Source organism: Streptomyces sp. NBC_01237, assembly GCF_035917275.1.
In the GTDB taxonomy this organism is placed as follows: Bacteria; Actinomycetota; Actinomycetes; order Streptomycetales; family Streptomycetaceae; genus Streptomyces.
In genome coordinates this window covers 1,204,823-1,230,707 of the sequence record NZ_CP108508.1, presented here as the reverse complement: position 1 = coordinate 1,230,707, position 25,885 = coordinate 1,204,823, and the positions used below count along the sequence as shown (strand labels likewise).

At 70.6% G+C, this 25,885-nt stretch carries 27 protein-coding genes and 1 pseudogene; 16 read left to right on the top strand and 12 right to left on the bottom strand.

The window, feature by feature from the left end; genetic code table 11:
- The first annotated feature begins 41 nt into the window (after nucleotides 1–41).
- Entirely contained in the window at nucleotides 42–758 is a 717-nt protein-coding gene (locus OG251_RS05455) for a DUF4097 family beta strand repeat-containing protein (RefSeq protein WP_326676044.1), read from the top strand.
- Nucleotides 759–812: 54 nt separating this feature from the next.
- Here OG251_RS05455 and OG251_RS05450 read toward each other — a convergent pair whose 3' ends face one another.
- Nucleotides 813–1,244, bottom strand: coding sequence for a VOC family protein (locus OG251_RS05450; RefSeq protein ID WP_326676043.1), 432 nt, complete (start codon nucleotides 1,242–1,244; stop codon nucleotides 813–815).
- 230 nt (nucleotides 1,245–1,474) lie between these two features.
- Entirely contained in the window at nucleotides 1,475–2,050 is a 576-nt protein-coding gene (locus OG251_RS05445) for a TetR/AcrR family transcriptional regulator (protein WP_326676042.1), read from the bottom strand.
- Nucleotides 2,051–2,147: 97 nt separating this feature from the next.
- On the opposite strand from OG251_RS05445, the gene OG251_RS05440 reads away from it, so the two are divergent.
- The 11 genes and pseudogenes from OG251_RS05440 to OG251_RS05390 all read left to right on the top strand — a co-directional run bounded on the left by OG251_RS05440 (nucleotide 2,148) and on the right by OG251_RS05390 (nucleotide 11,463).
- Nucleotides 2,148–2,408: a hypothetical protein gene (locus OG251_RS05440; RefSeq protein WP_326676040.1), complete on the top strand. Its 261-nt coding sequence runs from the start codon at nucleotides 2,148–2,150 to the stop codon at nucleotides 2,406–2,408.
- A 40-nt stretch (nucleotides 2,409–2,448) separates the two neighbouring features.
- Nucleotides 2,449–2,646, top strand: a pseudogene (locus OG251_RS05435) (antibiotic acetyltransferase); the annotation flags it as partial.
- A 16-nt stretch (nucleotides 2,647–2,662) separates the two neighbouring features.
- On the top strand, nucleotides 2,663–3,940 hold the full coding sequence (locus OG251_RS05430) for an erythromycin esterase family protein (protein WP_326676039.1): 1,278 nt from the start codon (nucleotides 2,663–2,665) through the stop codon (nucleotides 3,938–3,940).
- A 522-nt stretch (nucleotides 3,941–4,462) separates the two neighbouring features.
- Nucleotides 4,463–4,747: a type II toxin-antitoxin system Phd/YefM family antitoxin gene (locus tag OG251_RS05425; protein WP_326676037.1), complete on the top strand. Its 285-nt coding sequence runs from the start codon at nucleotides 4,463–4,465 to the stop codon at nucleotides 4,745–4,747.
- A 471-nt stretch (nucleotides 4,748–5,218) separates the two neighbouring features.
- A complete protein-coding gene (locus tag OG251_RS05420) occupies nucleotides 5,219–5,521 on the top strand; it encodes an urease subunit gamma (RefSeq protein WP_326676036.1) in 303 nt (100 codons plus the stop codon).
- A 15-nt stretch (nucleotides 5,522–5,536) separates the two neighbouring features.
- On the top strand, nucleotides 5,537–5,848 hold the full coding sequence (locus OG251_RS05415; RefSeq protein ID WP_326676035.1) for an urease subunit beta: 312 nt from the start codon (nucleotides 5,537–5,539) through the stop codon (nucleotides 5,846–5,848).
- The gene (locus OG251_RS05410) at nucleotides 5,841–7,562 is read left to right on the top strand and encodes an urease subunit alpha (RefSeq protein WP_326676034.1); all 1,722 of its coding nucleotides are present in this window, start codon (nucleotides 5,841–5,843) and stop codon (nucleotides 7,560–7,562) included. Before OG251_RS05415 ends, OG251_RS05410 begins: the two co-directional genes overlap by 8 nt.
- Before the next feature lie 15 nt (nucleotides 7,563–7,577).
- Nucleotides 7,578–8,240: an urease accessory protein UreF gene (locus OG251_RS05405; RefSeq protein ID WP_073718803.1), complete on the top strand. Its 663-nt coding sequence runs from the start codon at nucleotides 7,578–7,580 to the stop codon at nucleotides 8,238–8,240.
- Nucleotides 8,241–8,265: 25 nt separating this feature from the next.
- Complete coding sequence (gene ureG, locus OG251_RS05400; protein ID WP_326676032.1) at nucleotides 8,266–8,943, top strand: urease accessory protein UreG; 678 nt, start codon at nucleotides 8,266–8,268, stop codon at nucleotides 8,941–8,943.
- Nucleotides 8,940–9,725, top strand: a complete 786-nt coding sequence (locus OG251_RS05395; protein ID WP_326676030.1) for an urease accessory protein UreD — start codon at nucleotides 8,940–8,942, stop codon at nucleotides 9,723–9,725. The genes ureG and OG251_RS05395 overlap by 4 nt, the downstream gene beginning before the upstream one ends.
- A 157-nt stretch (nucleotides 9,726–9,882) precedes the next feature.
- Complete coding sequence (locus OG251_RS05390; RefSeq protein ID WP_326676028.1) at nucleotides 9,883–11,463, top strand: alpha/beta hydrolase; 1,581 nt, start codon at nucleotides 9,883–9,885, stop codon at nucleotides 11,461–11,463.
- Between the two features lie 207 nt (nucleotides 11,464–11,670).
- Here OG251_RS05390 and OG251_RS05385 read toward each other — a convergent pair whose 3' ends face one another.
- From OG251_RS05385 to OG251_RS05355, 7 genes are all read right to left on the bottom strand, one after another.
- Nucleotides 11,671–12,720 carry an NAD-dependent epimerase/dehydratase family protein gene (locus OG251_RS05385; RefSeq protein WP_326676026.1) on the bottom strand — a complete coding sequence of 350 codons (1,050 nt, stop codon included), beginning with the start codon at nucleotides 12,718–12,720 and terminating at the stop codon, nucleotides 11,671–11,673.
- A 64-nt stretch (nucleotides 12,721–12,784) separates the two neighbouring features.
- Complete coding sequence (locus OG251_RS05380; protein WP_326676024.1) at nucleotides 12,785–13,495, bottom strand: lysophospholipid acyltransferase family protein; 711 nt, start codon at nucleotides 13,493–13,495, stop codon at nucleotides 12,785–12,787.
- A 260-nt stretch (nucleotides 13,496–13,755) separates the two neighbouring features.
- Entirely contained in the window at nucleotides 13,756–13,914 is a 159-nt protein-coding gene (locus OG251_RS05375) for a hypothetical protein (RefSeq protein ID WP_198952991.1), read from the bottom strand.
- A 66-nt stretch (nucleotides 13,915–13,980) separates the two neighbouring features.
- The gene (locus OG251_RS05370; protein WP_326676023.1) at nucleotides 13,981–14,934 is read right to left on the bottom strand and encodes a cytochrome c oxidase assembly protein; all 954 of its coding nucleotides are present in this window, start codon (nucleotides 14,932–14,934) and stop codon (nucleotides 13,981–13,983) included.
- 109 nt (nucleotides 14,935–15,043) lie between these two features.
- Nucleotides 15,044–16,069: a 6-phosphofructokinase gene (locus OG251_RS05365; protein WP_073718810.1), complete on the bottom strand. Its 1,026-nt coding sequence runs from the start codon at nucleotides 16,067–16,069 to the stop codon at nucleotides 15,044–15,046.
- A gap of 140 nt (nucleotides 16,070–16,209) precedes the next feature.
- Nucleotides 16,210–16,938, bottom strand: coding sequence for a type 1 glutamine amidotransferase (locus OG251_RS05360; RefSeq protein WP_073718811.1), 729 nt, complete (start codon nucleotides 16,936–16,938; stop codon nucleotides 16,210–16,212).
- A 34-nt stretch (nucleotides 16,939–16,972) separates the two neighbouring features.
- Nucleotides 16,973–18,211 (bottom strand): MurT ligase domain-containing protein, encoded by a 1,239-nt coding sequence (locus OG251_RS05355; protein ID WP_326676020.1) that lies wholly within the window; start codon nucleotides 18,209–18,211, stop codon nucleotides 16,973–16,975.
- 114 nt (nucleotides 18,212–18,325) lie between these two features.
- Here OG251_RS05355 and def point away from each other — a divergent pair, with 114 nt between their 5' ends.
- Nucleotides 18,326–18,871: a peptide deformylase gene (gene def / locus OG251_RS05350; protein WP_326676018.1), complete on the top strand. Its 546-nt coding sequence runs from the start codon at nucleotides 18,326–18,328 to the stop codon at nucleotides 18,869–18,871.
- A 29-nt stretch (nucleotides 18,872–18,900) separates the two neighbouring features.
- Here the strand turns inward: def and OG251_RS05345 are convergent, their stop codons facing one another.
- Complete coding sequence (locus tag OG251_RS05345) at nucleotides 18,901–19,551, bottom strand: TetR family transcriptional regulator (protein ID WP_266809377.1); 651 nt, start codon at nucleotides 19,549–19,551, stop codon at nucleotides 18,901–18,903.
- Between the two features lie 174 nt (nucleotides 19,552–19,725).
- Between OG251_RS05345 and OG251_RS05340 the strand changes: the two genes are divergently transcribed.
- Nucleotides 19,726–20,955, top strand: a complete 1,230-nt coding sequence (locus tag OG251_RS05340; RefSeq protein WP_326676015.1) for an acyl-CoA dehydrogenase family protein — start codon at nucleotides 19,726–19,728, stop codon at nucleotides 20,953–20,955.
- Nucleotides 20,956–21,102: 147 nt separating this feature from the next.
- Here the strand turns inward: OG251_RS05340 and OG251_RS05335 are convergent, their stop codons facing one another.
- A complete protein-coding gene (locus tag OG251_RS05335) occupies nucleotides 21,103–21,591 on the bottom strand; it encodes a glutathione peroxidase (RefSeq protein WP_073718815.1) in 489 nt (162 codons plus the stop codon).
- Nucleotides 21,592–21,623: 32 nt separating this feature from the next.
- Nucleotides 21,624–22,634, bottom strand: coding sequence for an Lrp/AsnC family transcriptional regulator (locus OG251_RS05330; protein ID WP_326676013.1), 1,011 nt, complete (start codon nucleotides 22,632–22,634; stop codon nucleotides 21,624–21,626).
- Between the two features lie 151 nt (nucleotides 22,635–22,785).
- On the opposite strand from OG251_RS05330, the gene OG251_RS05325 reads away from it, so the two are divergent.
- Complete coding sequence (locus OG251_RS05325) at nucleotides 22,786–24,345, top strand: amidase (RefSeq protein ID WP_326676011.1); 1,560 nt, start codon at nucleotides 22,786–22,788, stop codon at nucleotides 24,343–24,345.
- Nucleotides 24,346–24,439: 94 nt separating this feature from the next.
- Nucleotides 24,440–25,873 (top strand): MFS transporter, encoded by a 1,434-nt coding sequence (locus tag OG251_RS05320; RefSeq protein WP_326676009.1) that lies wholly within the window; start codon nucleotides 24,440–24,442, stop codon nucleotides 25,871–25,873.
- Nucleotides 25,874–25,885 lie beyond the last annotated feature (12 nt).

Sequence of the window (25,885 nt, the reverse complement as noted above, 5' to 3'; positions counted from 1 at the left end):
GACGACCGAACATGCAACTGAATCACTTGGGAACGGAAACAATGAACGACAGCCGGACACGCACGATCCTTGCCCTCGGCGCAGCCGCCTTCCTCGCACTCGCGGCAACCGGCTGCGACCCGGATGCCGACCAGGCGAATGCCACTTCTGAGTCGAAGTCCTTCGGCTTCAGCGGCGACAGCCTGACCGTGAAGTCGAACTCCGCCGACCTCCACCTCATCGCCTCCGACGTCGACGACGTCGAAGTGGAACGCCGGGTCAGCGGCACGAAATTCGGCGGTGAGATAGATGCCGGATGGCAGTTCGAGGGCGGGATTCTCACACTCTCGGTGGATTGTGGTGGTGTTTCCGTCAACTGCAATGCGAAGTACACCGTGAAGGTGCCGCACAATGTCGCGCTCACGGCCGAGTACGGCAACAGCGACGTGCAGTTGTCGAACCTCGGCGGCGCCGCCCTCCACCTGGAAGGACGCGACGGAACCGTGCAGGGCGACGGGATCTCCGCGACGTCTGTGAGCGCCGTCTCGCGAAACGGCGACATCGACCTCGGCCTCACCTCCGTACCCGATCGTGTCGATGTGCAGAGCCAGGACGGCAACGTTCAACTCGGCCTGCCTGCATCGGCATACGCGGTCCGTACGGCGGCGAAGAAAGGGGACGTCACCGTGGATGTCGCGGACGACAGCACGAGCAGCCACAGCGTGCACGTGCAGACGCGTAATGGCGACATCGACATCAGCGAGGGGGAGTCGTCCTAGGGACTGTGTGAGGTCGTGATCACTCTGCTGTCCAGGTGAGGGCGTTGCGCCAGATCATCGAGGCCCGGAGGCGCCCTCACCCAGTCCTTGGTTCTGCTGCGGTGCCAGGGTGCGCAGAACGTCGAACTCGTTGCCCTCGGGGTCGGCCATGACCACCCAGTTCCGGTCCGAGCCCTGACCTGCATCCGCTGTGATGGCGCCGAGTGCGAGCAACCTGGTCACCTCGTCCTCGGTGCTGCCGTCGATCGGGCTGACGTCGAGGTGGAGTCGGTTCTTGATGGTCTTCGCCTCGGGTACCTGGAGGAAATGCAGGGTGGGCGGCATCTGGCGGGCCCGCACCTCTTCGACTGTCGGTACCCAGGATCCGATCTCGACCCTGCCCTCGCTCCGGTCGATCACCTTGAAGTCCAGGACCGCGCACCAGAACGCTGCGAGCCGTTCTGGATCACGGCAGTCAACGACCAACTCAGTGAACCTACTTGTCATGACTCTCCCCTGTAATGAGGTCTGCGTGGAACATGCGCTCCGGTCCCGAGAGGTGTGGCACGTTGCTCACCCTCACCTCACGGGCGGGCTTGATGTCATCGGGGCATTGTTCGGCCCTCGCGAAGTTGTTGCTCCAATGCCGCGGAGGTCCCGGGGTACATGAGGGCGCCCGCGCCCTGGGCTCGTCCGGACGTCTGCGGCCTGATGGGCCCGCTGTCGCGCGACGGGCCTCATGAGGGTTTCCCCATGCCGGTGAAGAGGGCTTGGAGGACACGGTCGACGTACTCGTGGGTCAGGGGCTCCTGGGTGATCAGGAATTGGAAGTAGAGCGGGCCGGAGAGGATTGCCATGGCGAGGCCCAGGTCGAAGGCGGGCGAGAGCTGGCCTTGTTCCTGTGCCGCCTTCAGTCGGGCGACGGTCCTGTCGGCCTGGGGCTTGATGAAGCGCTCGTTGAGCGCGTCGGCGAGCTGCGGGTCGTGCTGGGCTTCACCGACCAGGGCTTGGTACAGCGGGCCGAAGGGCGGGTTGCCCAGCAGGTCGACGGCCGCGTGGATCTGTGTGCGCAGGTCGGCGACGATGTCGCCCGTGTCGGGGTAGTCCAGGCTGGACTTGTACAGAGAGAGCAGCGAGTCCAGGAACAGGGCGCCCTTGGAGGGCCATCTGCGGTAGATGGTGTGTTTTCCCGCGCCGGCCCGGGCCGCGATCGCTTCCATGCTGAGCTTGGCGTAGCCGATCTCCTGGCCCAGTTCCAGCGTGGTCCGCATGATGGCCTCGGTCCGGGCGGCGCCGCGGCGGGAGTCGGTCATACCGCCACCCTATCGGCACGGCACGTGCCGTACTTGACGAGATGCCCGCATGTGCGTTCTTCTGTCGGCACGACACGTGCCGTTCCGAAGGGAGTGTATGGACACCGCCCTGCACGCCGCACGGCCGCTCCTCCTGGACCTGGTCGGCCCCGAGGAACTCCGCCGGGCGACCCGGGACCGGCGCTCCCGCGTCGACATCCACACCACCAAGGCCCACGACAGCGCTGCCGACGCCCCTGATCCTGCCCGGCGCGCACATCGCCCGAGCCGCGGCCGTCGAGGAGCCTTCGCCGTCGCGGTGCCGGTACTGCGCGAAGGTTCTTCCGGCTGGTTCGGCGCCGTTGAAAACTACGCCTGACGTCCCCGTCTCCGGAAAGGATCGATCACAGATGCCGCTCGTTACCGACCACGGCATCGTCGGCGGCAACCCCGCCCGGCTGCTGCGCCGCCGCCACAGCGACGCCGGCATCGACCGCCTCCTCGCACTGGCCCGGTGGGACTGGCCCTTGCCGCACCTCACCGAACATCTCCCCACCACCATGTCCGGCACCCTCGAAGCCCTGGAGGCCGCGGCCCCCGGCCCCTTCCCGCACTGAGAATCGAGCCGCCAGTATGCCCCGTCCGTCCTCCGCCACCCCGTTCACCGGCTGGCTCGGCGAACACGCCGTCCCCCTCGCGCACCTCGATCCCGAAGCGCCGCTCGACGACCTGGAACCGCTGCGCGGCATCATCGGGGACGCCCGCGTCGTCGCGATCGGCGAACACTCCCACTTCATCGAGGAGTTCGCACTCCTGCGCCGCCGTCTTCTGCGGTTCCTCGTCGAACGCTGCGGCTTCAACGTCCTCGCCTTCGAGTACGGCTTCAGCGAAGGCATCCCCCTGGACGCCTGGGCCCGGGGAGAGGGAACGGACGAGGACCTGGCGGTCCACCTCGCCACGGCCATACCCGTGGGGATCACCGAGCCCGTGCAATGGGTCCGCCGGCACAACCGCACCGCCTCACCACCGGTGCGCTTCGCAGGCATCGACATCCCGGGGGCAGGCGGTTCCCTGCTCCCCGCTCTGGCCCCGGTCGCCGACTACCTGCGCCACATCGACCCCGAGACCGCGCCGGCGGTCGAGACGGCCATGCGGATCGCCGCATCATTCGCAGGCGGCTCGGCGGCCGTTGCCGCACCCGCCTGGGCGCGCCTGCCCACCACCGAACAGAACGCCCTCACCGCGATCCTCGCGCGCCTGTTCGTCCGATTCCGTTCCCTCGAACCGCTGTACGTCACCCGCGGCGACCAGGACGACTACGACCTCGCCCTGCACCGCCTCGAAGGCGCCTGCCACGCCGACTACACCTTCCGCGCCATGGCCGGGCTGTTCGCAGACAACGGCCTCACCGCCGACACCTCGGCCCGGGACGCCTACATGGCCAGAACGGTCCTCTGGCACCTGGAACGCCTCGATCCTGGAACCCGTATCGTCCTGGCCGCCCACAACGCCCACATCCAGACGGCACCCATCTCCTTCGACGGGCGCCTCACGGGGCTGCCGATGGGACAGCAGTTGCAGCGTGCACTGGGCGACGGCTACTTCGCGCTCGGTCTGACCAGCGTTGCCGGTCACACCGCGGACATGCACCGCGACGAGAAGGCGCCCTTCGGCTTCACCCTGGGCCACACGACGTTGGAACCGCCCGAACCCGGAAGCGTCGAGGGCGCCTTCGCCGACGCCGGCCTGGGACTCGGCATCGCTGATCTCCGCAAGGCACGCACGGAGACTTCCGGCCCTCCCGACCGCATCCGATTGCAGGGCACCTATGTGCACACCCCCGTCATCGACGCCTTCGACGCCGTCCTGACCACCCCTGCTTCCAGCGTCACCAAGGACCTCCGCATCTGATGATCGGACGCGCCGAACCGTGGCGTGCACGGGGCACCCGCTCCATATCTGTGCGCGCCGCCGGACCCGTGCGCGCCGCCGAAAGGAGGCGCACCGAAGTCCGCGCCGGACACGCGAACCCGGTAGAAACGGCAGGCGGGACGCAACAGCGGGAACGAGGCCGCGAGTGCCGCGGCGAGAAGCCCGGTCCCGGCCCCATGGGGTGACCTGCATGGTCGCGCTGCAACCGGCCACCGCGACGGTCCGTGCGGCCCGGCCGGCGGCGCAGGTGATCTGCCCGCCGGGCGCGCTGAGGAACACGGCGCCCAGGACGGTGACGCCCAGTGCCCAGTGCCCAGTGCCCAGTGCCCAGTGCGCTGCCGAGCTGCTGGACGGCGGTGACGGCCCCGGAGGCGGAGCCGCTCGTCTCACCCCGTCTCACACATTTCTCACCGACGAGAGCAGACGAGAGCCTCTGACCTGGACAATCGCTGTCGCCGCGGACCACAGCGGACCAAGTGGGCATTGCATAAACTGGGGACCATGGCCTACGAGATTCCGGTGACGCAAGCCCGGGCAGAGCTCGCCGAACTGATCAACCGTGTCGTCTACGGCGGTGAGCGCGTCGTCGTGACGCGGCACGGCAAGCCGCTCGTGGCGCTGGTCTCCGCCGCTGACCTGGAGCGGCTCGAGGGCGAGGAAGCCGCCGCGGAGGAGCAGGTGATCAGCTCGGTGTCCTCGATCGGGTCGGTGACGTCCGCTCCGGGGGAGCGGCGCCGCTTCGGCATCGCCGCCGAGCACCGCGGGCACCACGAGCGGAACGACTGAAGGCCCCGGGGTCTCAGGGGTCCCGCCGGCCCCAGGAATCTTCCCGGGCGCACCCCCGCCCGGAACAGAAAGGCCGTGCGTCCCCGTCCGCTGCGGACGGGGACGCACGGCTGTCTTCGGGCCTCGCGGTGGCGAGGACCACGCCCGTATACGAGACGGTCGCGAGGGCGGTACGGACACTCCGGTGCATCCGCCGACGGCAGGGTGCGCACGGTGATCGCCACGGCCCGGAGTCTCGTCGCCCAGGAGGCGCTCTTCGGGCGCGTACGGCCCGAAGAGCCGGAGGGCGGGTTGTGCGGCCCGATGTCCATGGCTTCACCAAAGATCAGTTAACGCGGTGGAAAAACTTCCGCCCTAACGTGCAATACCTCGCCGCGAGACCCTCATTCATCGTTCAACAGACTGTTGATGGCGGATAGGGTCCCGCTGCGCCCAGGGCCGGTACTGGGCGGAAGACGATGAGGTGGAAGCGTGCAACTGACCCCGCACGAGCAGGAGCGTCTGCTCATCCATGTGGCCGCCGACGTGGCCGAGAAGCGCCGGGCACGCGGGCTGCGGCTCAATCATCCCGAGGCCGTCGCCCTGATCACCTCCCATCTGCTGGAAGGCGCCCGGGACGGCCGCACAGTGGCCGAACTGATGGCGTCCGGACGCACACTGCTCACCCGGGCCGACGTCATGGACGGCATACCCGAGATGCTCCACGACGTGCAGGTCGAGGCCACCTTTCCGGACGGCACCAAGCTCGTCACCGTCCACGACCCGATCGTCTGACGAGGAGCGCCGCCGATGATTCCCGGAGAGATCCTGTACGCGGACGGGACCGTGCCCATCAACGAGGGCCGTGCCGTCACCCGCCTCACCGTCCTCAACGCAGCCGACCGCCCGGTCCAGGTCGGCTCGCACTATCACTTCGCCGAGGCCAACCCCGGGCTCCGTTTCGACCGCGCCGCCGCGCACGGGCTGCGCCTCCACATCGCCGCCGGTACGGCCGTCCGCTTCGAACCCGGCATTCCCGTCGACGTCGAACTCGTCCCGCTCGCCGGCCGCCGGGTCGTCCCCGGCCTGCGCGGTGCGACCGGAGGTCCCCTCGATGCCTGAGCTCCACCGTGCCGTGTACGCCGATCTCTTCGGGCCCACCACCGGCGACCGCGTCCGCCTCGCCGACACCGACCTGCTCGTGGAGATCGAGGAGGACCGCTGCGGCGGCCCCGGAATGGCCGGTGACGAGGCCGTGTTCGGCGGCGGCAAGGTGATCCGCGAATCGATGGGCCAGGCGCGCACCACCCGCGCCGAAGGTGCCCCCGACACCGTCATCACGGGCGCCGTCATCATCGACCACTGGGGCATCGTCAAGGCCGACCTAGGCATCCGGGACGGCCGGATCACCGGCATCGGCAAGGCCGGGAACCCGGACACCATGGACGGGATCCACCCCGACCTGATCATCGGGCCCGAGACCGAGATCATCGCGGGCAACGGCAAGTTCCTCACCGCGGGCGCCGTCGACGCGCATGTCCACTTCATCTCACCGACCGTCATCGACCAGGCGCTCTCCAGCGGGGTGACCACACTGGTCGGCGGCGGCACCGGTCCCGCCGAGGGCACCAAGGCCACCACCGTCACGCCCGGCCCCTGGCATCTCGCCCGGATGTTCGACGCGCTGGAGGCGTACCCGGTCAACATCGGGCTGCTCGGCAAGGGCAACACGATGTCCCGCGACGCGATGTACTCACAACTGCGCGGCGGAGCCCTGGGATTCAAGATCCACGAGGACTGGGGTGCCACCCCCGCCGTCATCGACGCGTGCCTGAACGTCTGCGAGGAGACCGGAGCCCAGCTCGCCATCCACACGGACACGCTCAACGAGGCCGGATTCGTCGCCGACACCCTCGCCGCGATCGCCCGGCGTTCCATCCACGCGTACCACACCGAAGGTGCCGGCGGCGGCCACGCCCCCGATATCATCACCGTCGTCTCGGAGCCCTACGTCCTGCCGAGCTCCACCAATCCGACCCGGCCGCACACCGTCAACACCCTCGAAGAACACCTCGACATGCTGATGGTCTGCCACCACCTCAACCCCTCGGTCCCCGAGGACCTCGCGTTCGCCGAGTCCCGGATCCGGCCCTCCACCATCGCCGCCGAGGACATCCTGCACGACCTCGGCGCGATCTCGATCATCTCCTCCGACGCCCAGGCGATGGGCCGCGTCGGCGAGGTCGTCCTGCGGACCTGGCAGACCGCCCATGTGATGAAGCGGCGGCGCGGCGCACTGCCCGGGGACGGGGCGGCCGACAACCACCGGGTCCGTCGCTATGTCGCCAAGTACACGATCAACCCGGCGGTGGCACAGGGCCTGGACCGGGAGATCGGCTCGGTCGAGACCGGCAAGCTCGCCGATCTCGTGCTGTGGGACCCGGCCTTCTTCGGCGTCAAGCCGCAGACCGTCATCAAGGGGGGCCAGATCGCGTACGCGCAGATGGGCGACGCGAACGCCTCCATCCCCACTCCGCAGCCGGTGCTGCCGCGTCCGATGTTCGGCGCACACGGCAGGGCGCCCGCCGTCAACTCCTTCAACTTCGTCTCGGCCACCGCGATCGAGGACGGTCTGCCCGAACGGCTCGCCCTGGGAAAGCGGTTCGTTCCGATCACCAGCACCCGAGGTGTCACCAAGGCGGACATGCGGCAGAACGACGCTCTGCCGCACGTCCACGTCGACCCCGACAGCTTCGCCGTCACCATCGACGGCGAACCGGTCGAACCCGCACCCGCCCAGGAACTTCCCATGGCCCAGCGCTACTTCCTCTTCTGACCGGCGGATCCGACCATGTCACGCGCAGCTCTGCTCGTCCTGGCCGACGGCCGGTTCCCCGCCGGAGGGCACGCCCACTCCGGCGGCGCCGAACCGGCCGTCAAGGCGGGACGCATCCGCGACGCCGACGATCTCGCGGACTTCTGCCGGGGCCGTCTGCACACCAGCGGACTCACCGCCGCGGCACTCGCGGCGGCGGCCGCCCACGGCCTCGACCCGCTCGCGCTGGACGAGGCCGCCGATGCCCGCACCCCGTCCCCCGCCCTGCGGGCTACCGCGCGCAAACTGGGCCGGCAGCTGATGCGGGCCGCCCGTGCCACCTGGCCGAGCCCCGAACTCGCCGCGCTCGCCGCCGCCCGGCCGCGCGGTGCCCACCAGCCCGTCGTCCTCGGGCTCACCGCACGCGCGGCGGGGCTCGGACCACAGGACGCGGCCCACTGCGTCGCATACGAAACGGTCAGCGGACCGGCCACCGCCGTGGTCCGGCTGCTCTCCCTCGACCCCTTCGAGGCCACCGCCGTCCTCGCCCGCCTCGCCCCCGAACTCGACCGAGTGGCCGCGCTGGCCGCCGCTGCCGCCCGCCAGGGCATCGACGCCCTGCCCGCCGCATCGGCCCCGCTGCTCGACATCACCGCCGAAGCGCACGCGGCCTGGCCGGTCCGGCTGTTCGCCTCGTAACCGCAAGAATCAGGAGCCGCACCCCATGCACCTCGACCACTTCCACGACGGACCCGCTGCCGTCGCCGCGGACGCCGCACGCCCCGACGGCACCCGCCGGGCCCTTCGGATCGGACTCGGCGGGCCGGTCGGCTCGGGCAAGACCGCGACCGTCGCCGCGCTGTGCCGCACCCTGCGCGACCGGGTGTCCATCGCCGTCGTCACCAACGACATCTACACCCGCGAGGATGCTGCCTTCCTCCTCCGCAACGCCGTCCTGCCGCCCGAACGCATCCAGGCCGTGGAGACCGGCGCCTGCCCGCACACGGCCATCCGGGACGACATATCCGCCAACCTCGAAGCGGTCGAGGACCTGGAGGACGCCGTGGGTCCGCTCGACCTGATACTCGTGGAGTCCGGCGGCGACAACCTCACCGCCACCTTCTCCAAAGGGCTGGTCGACGCCCAGATCTTCGTCATCGATGTGGCGGGCGGCGACGACATCCCGCGCAAGGGCGGCCCCGGCGTCACCACCGCCGACCTCCTGGTCGTCAACAAGACCGACCTCGCCCCTTACGTCGGCTCCGACCTGGACCGGATGGCCCATGACGCAGCCGAGCAGCGCGGCGAACTCCCCGTCGTCTTCACCTCCTTGACCTCCGCCGAGGGCGTCGGGCCGGTCGCGGACTGGGTACGGGCGCAGCTCGCCGCCTGGACCGCGTGAGCGTGCGGGCGACCGCCCGGATCGTCGCCGCACCGGACGGCCGGGGTTCCACCGCGCTCCCCGTGCTGGAGAGCGACGGGCCGCTCGCCCTGCGGCGCACCCGGTCCGTCGTCGGATCCTGCGCCAGGGTCACGGTCGTCGGCGCGATGAGCGCACCCCTGGGCGGTGACCGGCTCACCATCGAGGCGCGTGTCGAGGACGGCGCCCGGCTGACCGTCGACTCGGCTGCGGCCACGGTGGCGTTGCCGGGAGCCGGACCGGATGCCGAACCGGCCTCGTACGAACTGAAGTTGTCCGTGGGGGAGGGCGCGGAACTGCGCTGGCTGCCGGAACAGCTCATCTCGGCGTACGGCAGCGAGCTGCGGATGGCCACCAGGGTCGAACTCGCCGCCACCGCACGGCTGGTGCTGCGCGAGGAGCAGATCCTCGGCCGCCACGGCGAGAGTACGGGGGACCTGGCCACCCGGCTCACCGTTCGACGGGCCGGCCGCCCGCTGCTCGACCAGCAGATCGCCTACGGGCCCGGCGTACCCGGCGGCTGGGACGGTGCGGCCGTCCTCGGCGGTCACCGCGCGATCGGTCAACTCCTCGTCGTCGATCCGTACTTCGAGGACGCCCCGGCCCGGCCGGGGCTCATCGGCGACACGGCCGCGGTGACCCCGCTGGCCGGGCCCGCCGTCCTGGTGACCGCCGTGGCCGCCGACGCGCGCCTGCTACGAGGAGTCCTGGACGCGGCGTTGGACGACGTACTGGACGGGTTGCGGTCCGGTCGCGGTGAGTGAGTCCGCTCAGCGGGACAGCGGGCACCGGTTATTGGTTCGGTAAAGAAACATGTGTACGCACTGTTCTCAGGAACCCCACAGACGAAAGGATCCCGGGGAAGTCCCGATGAACTGCGCCGCCACCGGCGGCGCATCGGATAGATGGGGGAGGTTCCACTTGAGACGCACCGCAGTGCTCGGTTCGGCCGGCACTCTGATCGCGGGCACGCTCATAGCGGGCGCGATAGCCGCACCGGCGGCCACTGCCGACGGACGCCACCACAACAACGGCTCCGAGGCACGAGGCGTCCAGCTCGCCGCCGAGCGAGCGGCGAGGGCCGGGATCGACTGGACGGACTGTCCGGCCGACTGGGCGATCGCCAAGCCCATCCAGTGCGGCTGGGTGACCGTTCCGCTCGACTACGCCAAGCCGAACGGCAAGAAGATCAAGCTTGCCGTCGACCGCCATGTCAGCACCGGCACGAAGGCGGAGCGCCAGGGCGCGCTCATCTACAACCCGGGCGGTCCGGGCGGCTCCGGCATGGCGTTCCCGAAGCGGATCGTCACCAAGAACCCGCTGTGGACGAAGGTCGCGAACGCGTACGACTTCGTCGGCTTCGACCCGCGCGGTGTCGGCCACTCGGCGCCGATCTCCTGCATTGACCCGCAGGAGTACGTCAAGGCTCCGAAGGCCGACCCGGTCCCCGACAGCGAGGCCGACAAGCGCGCCCAGCGCAAGCTCGCCGCCGAGTACGCGGACGGGTGCGCCGAGCGCAGCGGCGACATGCTGCCGCACATGACCACGCCCAACACCGCACGCGACCTGGATGTCATCCGCGCCGCGCTCGGTGAGAAGAAGCTCAACTTCCTGGGTGTCTCCTACGGCACCTACCTGGGCGCGGTCTACGGCACCCTGTTCCCGGGCCATGTGCGCCGCATGGTCGTCGACAGCGTGGTCGATCCGTCGAAGGACAACATCTGGTACCAGGCCAATCTGAACCAGGACATCGCCTTCCAGTCCCGCTGGGACGACTGGAAGGCATGGGTCGCCGAGAACGACGCGGCCTACCACATCGGCAACACGCCCGCGAAGGTCGAGAAGGCGTGGCTGAAGCTGCGCGCGGCCGCCAAGAAGAGCCCGATCGGTGGCGTCGTCGGACCCGCCGAGCTCATCGGCTTCTTCCAGAACGCGCCGTACTACGACTCCACCTGGGCGCTCGTCGCCCAGACCTGGAGCGACTACCTGGGTGGCGACACCCAGGCGCTGGTCGACGCCGCCGGCCCCGATATGTCGGACATCGCGGGCAACATCTCCTCGGAGAACGGCAACGCCGTCTACACGGCCGTCGAGTGCGCGGACGCCAAGTGGCCCACCAGCTGGCGCAAGTGGGACCGCGACAACACCCGGCTGCACAAGGACTACCCGTTCATGACCTGGGCGAACGCCTGGATGAACCTGCCCTGTGCGACCTGGTCGTCCAAGCAGCGGTCCCCGCTCGACGTCAAGACCGGCAAGGGTCTGCCGCCGGTCCTGATCGTGCAGTCCACGCGTGACGCCGCCACTCCGTACCAGGGTGCCGTCGAGCTGCACAAGCGGTTCAAGGGTTCGCGTCTCATCACCGAGAAGGGCGCCGGATCGCACGGCGTCACCGGGCTGGTCAACCCCTGCGTCAACGAGCGGGTGGACGCCTACCTGCTCAGCGGGACGACCGACCGGCGTGACGTGACGTGCGCTCCGCACGCCACGCCCAAGCCGTAAGGACCCGGCACGGCAGGGGCGGGCGGGCGGAGTCTCTCCGTCCGCCCGCCTCGTCCCTCCGCCCGTCTCGTCCGTCCGCCCCGCCCCGATCGTCCGCATGGACCGGTAGGGGCAAAGGCGGTCCGGGCCCGCGACGGGCAGGGCGTTTCCGCCCGCCCCGGCAGGCCCCGAGCTGCCGGGCCCTCAGGCCCCGAGCTGCCGGCCCCCTCATACCCTCCCGTCGTACCGCGCCAGCCACGCGTCCTCCGCCGCGTAGTCGAAGAGCCCCGGACCGTAGTTCTTGAGCATCTTGGGAAACGCCTCCGTCCACTCCCGCCCGGCGAGCTGCGCGGACAGCCATTCGACGGTCTCCGGCAGCGACTCGGTGTAGCCGGTCACCGGCCGGTACCCCAGCTCCCGCTCGGCCGCCGACATGTCGTACACCACCGGATGCTCGGTACCCCACGGTGTGTCCCCGACCCCGTCCGCGCCCGGCGCCCCCGCCATCAGCACGGTCTCCGTCTCCCGGCCCAGCACCTCATCGACCGCCGCACCGATCTCCGCGGCCGTCGGCGTCTGCGGGTCCCCGGCGTTCAGCACGCGCGAGGCGGGCCGCAGCGCGGCCAGCCGGATCAGCTCGGCCACATTCGACGCGTGGACCGGATGGAAGACGCTCTTCCCGCCGTACGCCAGCACCCGGCGCCTGCGCCCGTCCAGTGCCCGCTTCACGAAATACAGCTCGCGGGGGGTGCGGCAGTACGGCCCATGGATCGCGCCCGCCCGCAGCAGGGTCACCGGCAGCTCCTCGCCCGCCGCCAGCAGCAGCCGCTCCAGCTCGATCTTCCGGGTCCCGTACGTCGTGTCCCCGGGCGACACCGTGCGCTGCGTCTCCGCGATCGGTACCGGATACACCGGAGCACCGCCGGGCTGCTGCTGGGTGTCGAAGCCGCGCCCCTCGTCGTCCTCGTACACCGCGCCGCTGGAGACGACGACCGCCGAACCGATCCGGCCGGCGAGGCCGGTCAACTGCCGGGCGTGGGACGCGTCGAAGGCCACCATGTCGACCAGGACGTCACAGCCCGTGCCGAGCGCCGACGCGAGCGCACCCTCCTCGTTCCGGTCGAGGCGCACCGTGCGCACTCTGTCGGCCCACCGTTCGTCACGCCCGCCGCCGAGCGAGGCCGCGGTCACCTCCCAGCCGTCCTCGACGAGGGCCCGCACCGCGGCCCGCCCGATCTGTCCCGTCGCCCCGAGTACCCACGCGTTTCCCTTGATCATGCGAGGAACGCTAGGCGCGACCGGTCTGCCGGGCGAGGGTTCTTCGCCGATCGCGAATTCGCCGTCAGCGTCGCAGTTTCGGGAACCTCTTCGCCTGAGCCGGCTGCTCGGCCTTCACCTTGACCGCGTACTCGTCGACGTACTCCTGGCCCGAGAGGTTGAGGATCGCGTACATGATCTCGTCGGTGACGGCCCGGATCGCCGCCTTCTGGTCCGCCAGGCCCGCGTAGCGGGAGAAGTCCAGCGGCTCACCGAACCGGATGGTGACCCGCTTGATCCGCGGGACGACCTGACCGGGCGGCTGGATCTCGAACGTCCCGACCATCGCGCACGGAACCACCGGAACCTGTGCCGTGATCGCCATCACCGCGACCCCGACCTTGCCCTTGTACAGGCGGCCGTCGTGCGAGCGGGTGCCCTCCGGGTAGATGCCCAGGAGCTCGCCCTTGCTCAGCACCCCCAGCCCCTCGCGGATCGCCGCCCGACCGGCGTCCTTGCCGGACCGGTCCACCGGAATCTGCCCCGCGCTGCGGAAGAACGCGGCGGTCAGCCTGCCCTTCAGGCCCGGTCCCGTGAAGTACTCGGCCTTCGCCAGAAAGGTGATGCGCCGCTTGATGATCGCGGGCATCAGGAAGTGGTCGGAGAACGAGAGGTGATTGCCCGCGACGATGGCCGCGCCGTCCGCCGGAATGTGTTCCAGACCCTCGATCCGGGGGCGGAACAGCAGCCGCAGAACGGGTCCCAGTACGACATATTTGAGGACGTAATAGAACACGGAGAGTGCACCTCGCTCTGCCGGGGTCGGCGTCAGGGCTGCGTTGTACCAGGTCATCGTGGTGCAAAGGACCGTCAGTCTAGGGTCCCGGTGGCGCGGTGTGACCGTTCCGACCGGTCACGGCCCGGTCACCTCTCACGCCTGCCCGTACTTCCGCGGGGCACGCTTCCCCTCCGGACGTGAAACGCCGCGGCGGCCCGGCCCCTCCTCCGGGGCCGGGCCGCCGCGCCGCCCGGAATGCCCTGTGGCGTGGAGCCGGGTCAGGTGTCCTGGGTGGCGAGCACCCCGAGTGTGGCCAGCCCCAGCACCACCCAGCCGAACCAGAGCCAGCCGTTGCTCCCCAGCGCCACGGTGTACGCGGTCACCGCGACCAGCGCCCCGACGGTCATGACTCCCATGGTCTTCGTCGATCCGGACATGAGCACACGCTCCTCATCGGCCACGCGGCCGTTGAGCCCATGGTCGCCCCACCGGCGTGCCCGGCGCTACTGTCCGCGGGCCTGCAAAGAGGCCAGATAGGTGTTGTACGCCGCCAGCTCCTGGTCGCCGTCCCGGTCGGCTGCCCGGTCGGCGCGCTTGGCGATCCGCTGGTCGGAGCGGTACCACTGGAAGACCAGGGCGATCAGCACCAGCACCGACGGGATCTCACTGAACGCCCAGGCGATGCCGCCGGCCCAGCCCTGATCGCTCAGCGCCTCGATGCCCAGCGAGGCCGGGGGGTTCTTGTACGTCTCCACCATCGGCGTGGTCGCCATCATCAGCGCGATGCCGAAGAACGCGTGGAACGGCATGCCGGCGAACAGCTCCAGCATCCGCATCACATAGCCCGGCCGGTGGGGGCCGGGGTCGATGCCCATGATCGGCCAGAAGAACACCAGGCCGACCGCGAGGAAGTGCACCATCATCGCGATGTGGCCGGGCTTGGACCCCATCAGGAAGTCGAAGAGCGGGGTGAAGTACAGCCCGTAGAGGCTGGCGATGAACAGCGGGATCGTGAACACCGGGTGCGTGATGATCTTCATGTAGCGGCTGTGCAGCAGCTTCAGCAGCAGCTCGCGCGGACCGGTGCGCCCCCGCCGGCTCGCGACCGGCAGCGCCCGCAGCGCGAGGGTCACCGGGGCGCCCAGCAGCAGCAGGATCGGCGACAGCATGCTGATCACCATGTGCTGCACCATGTGCACGCTGAACATGACCATGCCGTAGTCGTTGAGCTTGGTGCACATCACCAGGGCGATGCTCAGCACACCGATGACGAAGAAGACGATCCGGTTGACCGGCCAGCTGTCCCCGCGCCTGCGCAGGCGCACCACGCCGTAGCCGTACAGGGCGAGGCCGAGGAGGCAGCCGATGAAGAAGAACGGGTCCGCGGAGAATTCGAGCCCACGACCCAGCGTGAACGGCGGCAGATCCATGTTCATGCCGTGCCCGCTGTGATCCATCTGTTCACTCCCGATGGGGACGTCCCCGTTTCGTGCCGGTTGTCCGGTCCAGAGTAGAACTGCCCCCGGCCGCGGTTGCGGCCGGGGGCAGTTCCTCAGGTCATGTCGTTCAGAGCACGCACTCCGCCTCGGCGTACCGCTCGGCGGGGACCGTCTTCAGCGTCTCCACGGCGGCGGCCAGCGGGACCATGGTGATGTCCGTGCCACGCAGCGCCGTCATCATGCCGAACTCGCCGCGGTGCGCCGCCTCCACGGCGTGCCAGCCGAAGCGGGTGGCGAGAACCCGGTCGTACGCGGTGGGGGTGCCGCCGCGCTGGACATGGCCGAGTATCACCGGGCGGGCCTCCTTGCCGAGGCGCTGCTCCAGCTCGATGGAGAGCTGTGTGGCCACTCCGGCGAAGCGCTCGTGGCCGTAGATGTCCTTGGTGCCCTGCTCGAACTCCATGGAGCCCGCGCGCGGCTTGGCGCCCTCGGCGACCACGACGATCGCGAACTTCTTGCCCGCCGAGAAACGCCTTCCGACGACCTCGGTCAGCTCGTCGATGTCGAAGGGGCGCTCGGGGACGACGATCGCGTGCGCACCGGCGGCCATGCCCGAGTGGAGGGCGATCCAGCCGGTGTGCCGTCCCATGACCTCGACGATCAGTACCCGCTGGTGCGACTCGGCGGTGGTCTTCAGCCGGTCCAGGGCCTCGGTGGCGACACCGACCGCGGTGTCGAACCCGAAGGTCACATCGGTGGAGGCGATGTCGTTGTCGATGGTCTTCGGCACTCCGACGATCGGCAGGCCCGCCTCGGAGAGCAGATTGGCCGCCTTCAGGGTGCCTTCGCCGCCGATCGGGATGATCGCGTCGAGGCCGAGGTCCGCGACATGGCCGCGGGCCCGCTCCACCCCGTCACGCAGATGCGCGGGCTGGACCCGGGAGGAGCCGAGTATCGTGCCGCCGCGGGCCAGGATGCCGCCCACCGCGTCCAGGTCGAGCTTGCGGTAGTCGCACTCCAGCAGTCCCTTCCAGCCGTCGTGGAAGCCGATGACCTCGTCGCCGTGGTCGACCACCGCGCGGTGCACGACGGAACGGATGACTGCGTTGAGGCCGGGGCAGTCGCCGCCGGAGGTGAGCACACCAATTCGCATTGCCCGGGAAACCTTTGCAACGTGGGCCGACGACCGGACCACGTCGTCCGGTTGGATCCCCGCCACCCTACCGGCGCAGGGTGGCGGGACCGAACCGGGCGTCCGCCTGCTGGACTCCGCTCAGCTGAGCGAAAAACGCCTCAGGCGGGCTGTGTCGCCGCGGAGATCCGTTCGGCGCGCAGCGCGTCGTACCAGCGCTCGTCCGTCGGCGGCAGCGCGTTCACATCGAGCGCCAGCTTCAGCAGCAGATCGGCGATCTGCGGGTTGCGGGCCATCACCGGACCGTGCATGTACGTACCGAAGACGGTGTCGTTGTACGCACCCTCCGTACCGTCCCCGGTCCCGTTGCCCCGGCCGAACTGCACCCGGGCGAACGGCCGTGCGGTGGGGCCGAGATGGGTGACGCCCTGGTGGTTCTCGAACCCCGTCAGCGGCGGCAGCCCCAGGTGCGGGTCGATGTCCGCCAGTACGTCGCCGACGCACCGCGCACCCTCGCCCCGGGTGGACACCACATCGAGCAGACCGAGACCGGCCTCGCGCTCACCGAGGTCGTTGACGAACTCGTGCCCGAGGATCTGGTAGCCCGCGCACACCGAGAAGATGATCGCGCCGTTGGACGCGGCCCGGCTCAGCCCGCCGTCGCGGCGCAGCCGTTCCGCGGCCAGTCGCTGCGGCCGGTCCTCGCCGCCACCGATCAGATAGATGTCGCCGGAGGTGGGAACCGGCTGGTCGCTGCGCACGTCGACGCGCTGCACGTCCAGACCGCGCTGCCGGGCCCGGCGCTCCACGACCAGGGCGTTGCCCTGGTCGCCGTACGTGCTGAGCAGGTCGGGGTAGACCCAGACCAGACGCAGACCGTTGTTGCTCATGCTTCGTCCTCTCCGGAGGTGGCCGGCGCCGGGGTCAGTTGCCGACACGACGGCGCAGATCCTGGAAGGCGGTGTAGTTGGCGATGACCTCGATACGGCCGGGCGGAGCCAGCTGCACGGCCTCGTCGAGGGTCTCGCAGACCCGGAAGTCGAGACCGGCCACTTCGAGCCGGACCGCGAGGTCCAGCTTGCGGTCACCGAGCACGAAGATCGGGTGGCCGGCGAGCTGGGTGTAGTCGACGTCCCACAGCCAGGAGGTGTCCGTACCGTCCGCGCCACGGGCGTTGACCGAGAGGATCACCGGCGTCGGCGGCGGGTCGATCAGGGAGAACGTCTCCAGCCAGCCCGCCGGGTTCTTCGCCAGCAGGAGCCGCAGCTCACGGCCCTGGAAGGAGACCACGTCATAGCGGCCCGCGACGGCCTGCACCTGGTACATGCGTTCCAGGGCGACCTGCGGCGGCACACCGAAGACGGCCGCGACGGCGGCCGAGCTGGTGGCGTTCGCCTTGTTCGCCCGGCCGGGCAGCTGGAGGTGGATCGGCCATGCCGAACCGTGCGGGTCCAGCACGTAGTCGCCGTTCAGCGCCCAGCTCGGGGCGGGACGGCGGAAGCCGCACTGCCCGCAGAACCAGTCGTCGCCCGGCCGCTGCATCACGCCGCCGCAGGACGGGCAGGACCACGCGTCGTCCTTCCACGCCTGACCGGCCGCCACCCACACCACATTGGGGGAGGAGGACGCCGCCCACACGATCAGCGGGTCGTCGGCGTTGGCGATGATCACGGCCTTCGAGCCGGACAGCCCCTCGCGCCAGTGCTCCGCGAGCATCCGGGTCTCCGCCGCGCGGTCCAGCTGGTCGCGGGAGAGATTGAGCAGCGCGATCGCCTTGGGCGTCGTGTCGCGTGCGACACCGGCGAGGTACTTCTCGTCGACCTCGATCACGCCGTACTTCGCGTCCGAGCCGCCGGCCAGCGCCGAGGTGATGCCCGCGGGCATGTTCGCGCCGAGCGCGTTCGACACGACGGGCCCAGCGGCCCGCAGTGCCTCGGCGATCAGCCGTGTGGTGGTCGTCTTGCCGTTCGTCGCCGACACGAGGATCACGTCCAGGTGCTGCGCCAGCCGCCCCAGCAGGTCGGGGTCGAGCTTGAGCGCCACCCGGCCGCCGATCACCGATCCGCTGCCGCGCCCCGCGGCGCGCGACACCGCCGCCGCGGCCTTGCCCGCCGTCACGGCCAGCTTGGCCCGCGGCGACAACGGCTCCGTGTTGCCTGCCATCGTCCTAGATCCTCCTTGCATCGGTCCGCGCCCAGCCTATCGATGTCCGGTGCGACGACCGCACCGCGGCACCACGGGAAGTCCGTGGCCGCGGCGGAACGTACGCTTGCCGGCATGCGAAACCGCCCGATCCCCGGCAGTTCCGGACTCATCCGTGCCATGAGTCTGCTCGGTGACCCGGTGCTCCACAGCGCCTGCGAGGACGTCACGGACTTCGGACCCCCGCTCGCCAGGCTGGTCGAGGACATGTTCGCCACCATGTACGCGGCGCAGGGTGTCGGGCTCGCCGCCAACCAGATCGGCGTCCCGCTCAAGGTGTTCGTCTACGACTGTCCGGACGACGACGATGTCCGGCACCTGGGGCACATCGTCAATCCGGAACTGGTCGAGGCGGACGGCCTTACCGTACGCGGACCGGAAGGGTGTCTTTCACTTCCGGGTATCGAGGCGGGTACGGCACGCTTCGACCGCGCGGTCGTCGAAGGGGTCACGATGACCGGCGAACCGGTACGGATCACCGGCACGGGCTGGTTCGCCCGCTGCCTCCAGCACGAGTGCGACCACCTCGGCGGCACGGTCTACACCGACCGGCTGACCGGGCTGCGCCGCGCCAGGGCGCTGCGCGCGGCGCGGCGGGCGCCCTGGGCGAGCGGCGGCTGAGCGGCTGAGCGGTGGTGCCGGGCGGGGGGTCAGAAGCCGGGACCGCCGGGCCGGTCGCCCGCGCCGGCCAGCCTGCCCCACAGCAGATCGGCCAGGCTGCGCACCAACTGCGCGCGGGAGCAGGGCCGGTCGCCCAGCCACCAGTCGCCCGCCGCGTGCATCATGCCGACGATGCCGTGGCCCCAGATGCGCGCCATCTGCTCGCTGTCCGGGCCCAGGTCCACCCGCTCGGCGATGACCTTGCCGAGCTCCTCGCCGAGGCGGCGCAGCAGCGGCGCGGAGTGCCGGCCGACGTCGAAGCCCTGCTCGGGGGAGGGGGCGGCGTCGTCGGACGGGTGCATCAGGAAGCGGTAGACCTGCGGGCGGGCCTCGATCGCGGCGAGGTAGGTGTCGAGCGTGGCCTCCACCCGTTCACGGCGCTCAGCCGGTGCGTCGAGCGCCGAGCGCAGCGCGCTCAGCAGCGCGTCGGTGTGCCGCTTGGCGAGTGCGCGGTAGAGCCCGCCCTTGTCCCCGAAGTGGCGGTAGAGGATGGGCTTGGTGATCCCGGCCTCGGCGGCGATCGCGTTCATCGACGCCTTGGGCCCGTCCCTGAGCACCACCCGGTCCGCGGCCTCCAGCAGCTCGCGGCGGCGGCGTTCGGCCGCGCTGCGCTGCCGCTCGGCCTGTCGCGTGGTCTCCATGTCGTGTCTCTCCCCACCCCTGCCCTGCAGTTTCTTCACGCCGGGGCAACGTAACACCCTGCCCCGGGAGGGTGCCGATCGGCATCTTGGCTGTTGACAGTGGCTACTTGCCGGTAACAGACTGTTGTTACCGCAAGTAACGCACGCTTTTGACGGCAGTGCATGGAGGGGAACATGGCCGAGTTCACGCTTGATCTCAACGACGACCAGAAGCAGGTCCGCGACTGGCTCCACGGCTTCGCCGAGGATGTGATCCGTCCGGCCGCTTCGGAGTGGGACGAGCGTGAGGAGACGCCCTGGCCCGTCATCCAGGAGGCGGCCAAGATCGGCATCTACTCCCTCGACTTCTATGCCCAGCAGTTCTTCGACCCGACGGGCCTCGGCATCCCCATGGCCATGGAGGAGCTCTTCTGGGGCGACGCGGGCATCGCCCTGTCGATCGTCGGTACGGGCCTGGCGGCCGTCGGCGTCCTCGCCAACGGCACCGAGGAGCAGATCGGGACCTGGATCCCGCAGATGTACGGCGACGCCGACGATGTGAAGGTCGCCGCGTTCTGCTCCTCCGAGCCGGACGCGGGCTCCGACGTCGCCTCGATGCGCACCCGTGCCGTCTACGACGAGGCCAAGGACGAGTGGGTCCTCAACGGTACGAAGACCTGGGCGACCAACGGCGGCATAGCCAACGTCCACGTCGTCGTGGCCGTCGTCGACGCGGAGCTCGGCTCCAAGGGCCACGCCTCGTTCATCGTGCCGCCGGGCACGCCCGGTCTCTCGCAGGGCCAGAAGTTCAAGAAGCACGGCATCCGGGCCTCGCACACCGCCGAGGTGGTCCTGGAGGACGCGCGCGTCCCCGGCCACTGTCTGCTCGGTGGCAAGGAGAAGCTCGACGAGCGTCTCGCCCGCGCCCGTGAGCGGGCCAGGGCCGGTGGCGGCGAGCGCGTCAAGAACGCGGCGATGGCCACCTTCGAGGCGTCCCGCCCGGCCGTCGGCGCCATGGCCGTGGGCACCGCCCGCGCCGCGTACGAGGTCGCCCTCGACTACGCGAAGACCCGTACCCAGTTCGGCCGCCCGATCATCGACAACCAGGGCATCGCCTTCCAGCTCGCCGACATGCGGACGCAGATCGACGCGGCCCGGCTGCTGGTCTGGCGCGCCTCCTGGATGGCGTCCGCCGGAAAGCCGTTCACCTCTGCCGAGGGCTCCATGTCGAAGCTCTACGCGAGCGAGACCGCGAAGAAGGTCACCGCCCAGGCGATCCAGATCCTCGGCGGCAACGGGTACACCCGGGAGTACCCGGTGGAGCGGATGCACCGGGACGCGGCCATCTACACCATCTTCGAGGGCACCAGTGAGATCCAGCGCCTGGTGATCGCGCGGACCCTGTCGGGCATGCCGATCCGCTAGTGCCTCGGCCGGCAGTGTTCGCCCCGTAGGGGGCGTGCGTGCTGGGCGGCGCGACGGGGCAGAGCCCGTCGGGAGGGGCCGCCGGCCCTGAGGCGTCCGGCCGTGTGCCGCGCGGGAACACGCTCCCGCGCGGCACACGGCGTCGGCTCAGGACGGGAGCTGGGCCTCGATGGCCGCGACGACCTCGGGTGCCTCCGGCTCGGTGCCGGGGCGGATCCGGGCCACCGGCACACCGGCCGGTGAGATGACGAACTTCTCGAAGTTCCACTTCACGTCGCCGGCCTCGCCCTCGGCGTCCGCGAGCTTCGTGAGTTCCGCGTACAACGGGTGCCGGCTCTCGCCGTTGACGTCGAGCTTCTCCAGGAGCGGGAAGGTGACCCCGTACGTCGTCGAGCAGAAGGTCTGGATCTCCTCCGCGCTGCCCGGCTCCTGGCCCGCGAACTGGTTGCAGGGCACGCCGAGGACGGTGAAGCCGCGGTCCCCGTACTGATTCTGGAGCCGCTCCAGGCCCTCGTACTGCGGGGTGAGGCCGCACTTGGAGGCCACGTTCACCAGCAGGAGCGCCTGGCCGCTGTAGGCGCCCAGGGTGGTCGGCTCGCCGGTGAGGGTGTGCAGCGGGATGTCGTGCAGCGTCATGGAATCGCTCCTCGTGTCCAATGCGTCGGTGTTCATTGTGACGCCCAGAGGTTCATGGGAACGAAGCCGACGGCCCGCCCCTCGGGATCCAGCAGCCTGCCCATCAGCTTGACCGCGCGCAGGGCTACCGCCCGGTCGGCGATGCGCAGATGGGGCAGGGCGGCGGCCAGACGTACCTCCAGGGCTTGGGCGTCCACCAGGGACGATACCCAGACTGTGGCGATCAGATTCTGCGGCCCGGCAAGTCCCAGGCACTGCCGGATCTCGGGCAGCTTCGCCAGCTCCCGCGCCGTCGCGTCCAGGTGCTCGGCCGCCACGGTCCCGAAGAACGTCACGGCGACCGGTGAGCCCGACAGCGAACGGGCCAGGTCGCAGCGGAGCACCAGCTTCCCGGACTCCAGCAGCCGGTTGAGCCGGCGGCTCGCGGTGTTCACCGAGATCCCCAGCTGGTCGGCGAGTTCGCTCAGCGAGATGCGCCCGTTCTCCCCGATCGCGGTGACCAGGTCGGCGTACTCGGGAAGTTCGTTCGAGCTGCCCGCCGCCGCCCGCCGGGACGCGGCCAGGACCTCCTGCTGCGAGCGGCTCAGGCTCGTCAGCCGCCAGACGCTGCCCTCCGTATAACTGCGGGTGACCAGATGCGCCCGGGTCGCGATGATGCCGGGGATGGTGCCGAGCCGGTCCACGATGTACCGCGAGAGGGCGCCGAAGCTCGTGGCCATGGCGGTGATCAGCAGGTCCCGGCCGCCCGCCGCGTGTTCCACGGTCACCGCGTGCGGGTCCGCCGACAGGATCGCCGCCACCGCCCCCGCCTGACCGGGCGCGCAGTCGATCTCGATCAGCGCGCCGCCGCCGGCGTCCCCGTACGGATAGGCCGTCACCCAGGCGTGCCCGGCCGTCCGCACCCGCTCCCAGCGCCTCGCCACCGTCGCCGCGTCGACGTCCAGGGCCTTGGCCAGCTCGGTCCACGGCGCCCGCGGGTTGATCTGGAGGGCGTTGATCAGTGCCAGATCGAGCTCGCTGAGCGGGGGCAGATTTTCGGTCATCGGTGATCCGCATCCTGGGCCGTCGTGGGAAATTACTGCATTTGATGTTGGGCAGTGACAGGAATCAGCAATTCCTGGCCGCTTCTTGATCGGAGACTAGCATCGCCGTACCCCATCAGATCCAGCCACTTTCAGCGTCCGGAGGTGCGTCGTGCAGCAGCCATTCCCGACTCTCACCGAGGCGGTCCACAGCCTGCGCTCGGGTGCCGTCGGCAGCCGGGAACTCGTCGAGGCGGCCCTGCGCGACGCCGACCGGCTCGACCCGCTGCTCGGTGTGTACGTGACCCGCTTCCCGGAGCAGGCGCTCGCGGCGGCCGACGCCGCCGACGCCCGGCGCAGCGGCGACCGGGGTCCGCTGCACGGACTGCCGCTCGCCGTGAAGGACAACCTCGCCACGGTCGAGGGTCCTTCCACCGCACAGAGCCCCGTGCACGACCCCGGCTGGTGGCACGGCCAGGACGCGCCCGCCGTCGCCCGGCTCCGCGGCGCCGGGGCGGTCGTCCTCGGGAAGACCACCATGGCCGAGTACGCCATCGGCCGGCCCGACCCCGTCCACACCTTCCCGGTGCCCCGCAACCCGTGGGACCCAGAGCGCTGGACCGGCGGATCGAGCACCGGCAACGGCGCGGGGATCGCCGCGGGGCTCTTCCTCGGCGCCCTCGGGACCGACACCTCCGGAAGCGTCCGGCTCCCGGCCGCCCTGTGCGGCACCACCGGCCTGAAGACCACCTTCGGCCTGCTGCCCGCCGAGGGCTGCGTACCGCTCAGCCCCTCGCAGGACGTCCTCGGCCCGATGGCCGTGAGCGCCCGCGACTGCGGCCTGCTGCTCGACGCACTGACCGGACGGCCGAGGCCCACGGCCCCGGTCGCCGGGGTACGAGGTCTCCGCATCGGTGTCCCGTACGGTCTCGTCGAGGGGGCGGGCGTCACCGAGGAGTGCCGCACGGCCTTCCACCGCTCCTTGCGCGAGCTCCGGGAACTCGGTGCGGAGATACGGGAGTTCGACCTTCCCGAATTCGGCCCCCTGCTCGCCGTGAACGCCGTGACCATGCTCGCCGAGGCGTTCGCCGTGCACGGCGAACGCCTCGCCGCCCACTGGCAGGGACACGGGCGCGGATTCCGCAGGCTGGCCGCCGCCGGGGCCGTGCTCCCCGCACACCTCTACCTCCGCGCCCAGCGGACCCGCGAACAGCTCACCGCCCGCCTCCTCGCCCGCCTGGACTCACCCGGCGGCGTCGATGTGGTCGCCACCCCGACCTGGCCCGCGCCCGCCCGCACCTACGCGCACGAAGCGGCGCCCGGCGACGAGCTCAACCTCACCGCGGTCTGGAACCCCACCGGCTTCCCGGCCCTCGCGCTCCCCATGGGCGCCGATCCGGCCGGACTGCCGCTCTCCCTCCAACTGGCCGGCCGCCCCCACACGGAGAGCACCCTGCTCGCCGCGGGCGAGGCCTTCCAGTCCGCCACCACCTGGCATCTGCGCCGGGCCGCGCCCGACCCCCGGCACCGGCCCGCCCCGCTCCGGGACCCGGACGCCACCGGGGCCGACCCGAAGCCCCCCGTACCGTCCGCTCCCGCCCAGGCCCCGGAATCCGCCGGCATCGAGGCCGCCCTGGCCGCCGTCGGCATCACCCCGGGACCGGCCGATCTGGCCGCCGTACGGGCGGTCGCCCAGGCACTGCTGAACGCCGGAACACGCCCGGCCGGCTGATGCCGGGTCCTCCCCGTACCCGCTCCACCGCCATCGCTTCACCTCCTGCCTCAACCGCCGCGTCCCGATGCGGCCGTTCCCCAGTGGAGAACCCATGTCGCGTATCCAGCCCGTCAAGGGCACCGGCGCGCCCGGCCTCGACGGTCCGAGAGTCGCCGCCGTCGTCGGATTCCTCGTCTTCGTCGAACTGACCAGCGGCATCATCCAAGGAATGATGCCGACGCTCCTGCCGGAGCTCGGCGCCGTCCTGAACGTCGGCGCGGGTGACCTCAACTGGGTCAATGCCGCGCAACTGCTCGCCGCGGCCGTCTCCGTACCGGTCTTCGGACGCCTCGGCGACATGTACGGCCACCGGAGGCTGCTCCGCATCGCCGTTCTCTGCCTCGCCGTCGGCTCCGTCCTCGTGGCCTGGTCACCCTCCTTCGAGGTGCTCCTCGTCGGCCGGGTCCTCCAGGGCCCCCTCGCCGCCCTTCTCCCGCTGGAGATCGGCCTGGTCCGCGACCGGCTCGACGCGGCCGGCAGCCGCAGCGCCATCGCCATGCTGGTCGGCTCGCTCACCTTCGGCGCCAGCGCGGGCATGGTCATCGCCGGGCTGCTGCGCGAGGTCATCTCCTCCGTGCACGGCGTCCTGTGGATCCCCGCCGCCGCCACCGCCGTGTGCGCTGCCGTGGTCTTCTTCCTCGTCCCCGAGTCCACCGTCCGCGCCCGGGGCAAGGTCGACTGGGCGGGCGCGGGGCTCCTCAGCGTCGGGCTCGCCACCCTGCTGCTCGCCATCTCGCAGGGCCCCAAGTGGGGCTGGACCGACGCCTGGACGCTGACCCTGTTCACGGTCGCCGCACTCGCCCTGGTGACCTGGGTCCTGGTCGAGCTCCGGGTCGCCGAGCCGATCGTCGACATCCGGCTCACCGTGCGGCGCACCCTGCTCCCGGTCTACGCGGCGAGTTTCCTGCTGGGCACCGCCCTCTTCGGCGCCCAGACCGCCGCCGTGCTGTTCGTCTCCTCGCCCGCCGAGAAGCTGGGCTACGGCTTCGGATACGACGCCCTCGGCATCGCCTGGCTGATGCTCCCCTCCGGTGTGATGGCCTTCGTTGCCTCACTGTTCGCCGCGCGGCTCTTCAAGCGCATCGGCGGCCGCGGTGTCCTGGCGCTCAGCGGGGTGCTGATGACGGCCGGGTACCTCTTCCTGATCGCCGCCCATGACGAGCCCTGGCAGTTCGTCGTCGTCAACGGCGTCGTGGGTCTCGGCATCGGACTCGCGCTCAGCGCGATGCCCGTACTGATCGTCGACGCCAGCCCCCAGGAGCGCACGGCCGTCGCCACCGGCATCTACAACACCGCGAAGACCGTCGGAGGCTCCGTCGCGGGCGCCGTCTTCGCCGCCGTCCTCACCGCGATCACCTTCAAGGGCACCGAGATCCCGACCATCGACGCCTACACCACCGTGTGGTGGTGCTGCGCCGCCGTGTCGGCCCTGGTCGCCGTCGCCGCTTCGGTCGTGGCCCGGCCCCGCGCGGGCACGGCCACCTGAGCGCCCCGCGCA

Coding starts and splice junctions, on each gene's coding strand:
- OG251_RS05320 (WP_326676009.1), top strand. CDS start 24,440: ATGTCGCGTATCCAGCCCGTCAAGGGCACCGGCGCGCCCGGCCTCGAC.
- OG251_RS05370 (WP_326676023.1), bottom strand. CDS start 14,934: ATGGATCACAGCGGGCACGGCATGAACATGGATCTGCCGCCGTTCACG.
- OG251_RS05455 (WP_326676044.1), top strand. CDS start 42: ATGAACGACAGCCGGACACGCACGATCCTTGCCCTCGGCGCAGCCGCC.
- OG251_RS05375 (WP_198952991.1), bottom strand. CDS start 13,914: ATGTCCGGATCGACGAAGACCATGGGAGTCATGACCGTCGGGGCGCTG.
- OG251_RS05340 (WP_326676015.1), top strand. CDS start 19,726: ATGGCCGAGTTCACGCTTGATCTCAACGACGACCAGAAGCAGGTCCGC.
- def (WP_326676018.1), top strand. CDS start 18,326: ATGCGAAACCGCCCGATCCCCGGCAGTTCCGGACTCATCCGTGCCATG.
- OG251_RS05440 (WP_326676040.1), top strand. CDS start 2,148: ATGGACACCGCCCTGCACGCCGCACGGCCGCTCCTCCTGGACCTGGTC.
- OG251_RS05345 (WP_266809377.1), bottom strand. CDS start 19,551: ATGGAGACCACGCGACAGGCCGAGCGGCAGCGCAGCGCGGCCGAACGC.
- OG251_RS05405 (WP_073718803.1), top strand. CDS start 7,578: ATGTCACGCGCAGCTCTGCTCGTCCTGGCCGACGGCCGGTTCCCCGCC.
- OG251_RS05430 (WP_326676039.1), top strand. CDS start 2,663: ATGCCCCGTCCGTCCTCCGCCACCCCGTTCACCGGCTGGCTCGGCGAA.
- OG251_RS05450 (WP_326676043.1), bottom strand. CDS start 1,244: ATGACAAGTAGGTTCACTGAGTTGGTCGTTGACTGCCGTGATCCAGAA.
- OG251_RS05355 (WP_326676020.1), bottom strand. CDS start 18,211: ATGGCAGGCAACACGGAGCCGTTGTCGCCGCGGGCCAAGCTGGCCGTG.
- OG251_RS05365 (WP_073718810.1), bottom strand. CDS start 16,069: ATGCGAATTGGTGTGCTCACCTCCGGCGGCGACTGCCCCGGCCTCAAC.
- ureG (WP_326676032.1), top strand. CDS start 8,266: ATGCACCTCGACCACTTCCACGACGGACCCGCTGCCGTCGCCGCGGAC.
- OG251_RS05425 (WP_326676037.1), top strand. CDS start 4,463: ATGGCCTACGAGATTCCGGTGACGCAAGCCCGGGCAGAGCTCGCCGAA.
- OG251_RS05330 (WP_326676013.1), bottom strand. CDS start 22,634: ATGACCGAAAATCTGCCCCCGCTCAGCGAGCTCGATCTGGCACTGATC.
- OG251_RS05385 (WP_326676026.1), bottom strand. CDS start 12,720: ATGATCAAGGGAAACGCGTGGGTACTCGGGGCGACGGGACAGATCGGG.
- OG251_RS05415 (WP_326676035.1), top strand. CDS start 5,537: ATGATTCCCGGAGAGATCCTGTACGCGGACGGGACCGTGCCCATCAAC.
- OG251_RS05410 (WP_326676034.1), top strand. CDS start 5,841: ATGCCTGAGCTCCACCGTGCCGTGTACGCCGATCTCTTCGGGCCCACC.
- OG251_RS05445 (WP_326676042.1), bottom strand. CDS start 2,050: ATGACCGACTCCCGCCGCGGCGCCGCCCGGACCGAGGCCATCATGCGG.
- OG251_RS05360 (WP_073718811.1), bottom strand. CDS start 16,938: ATGAGCAACAACGGTCTGCGTCTGGTCTGGGTCTACCCCGACCTGCTC.
- OG251_RS05335 (WP_073718815.1), bottom strand. CDS start 21,591: ATGACGCTGCACGACATCCCGCTGCACACCCTCACCGGCGAGCCGACC.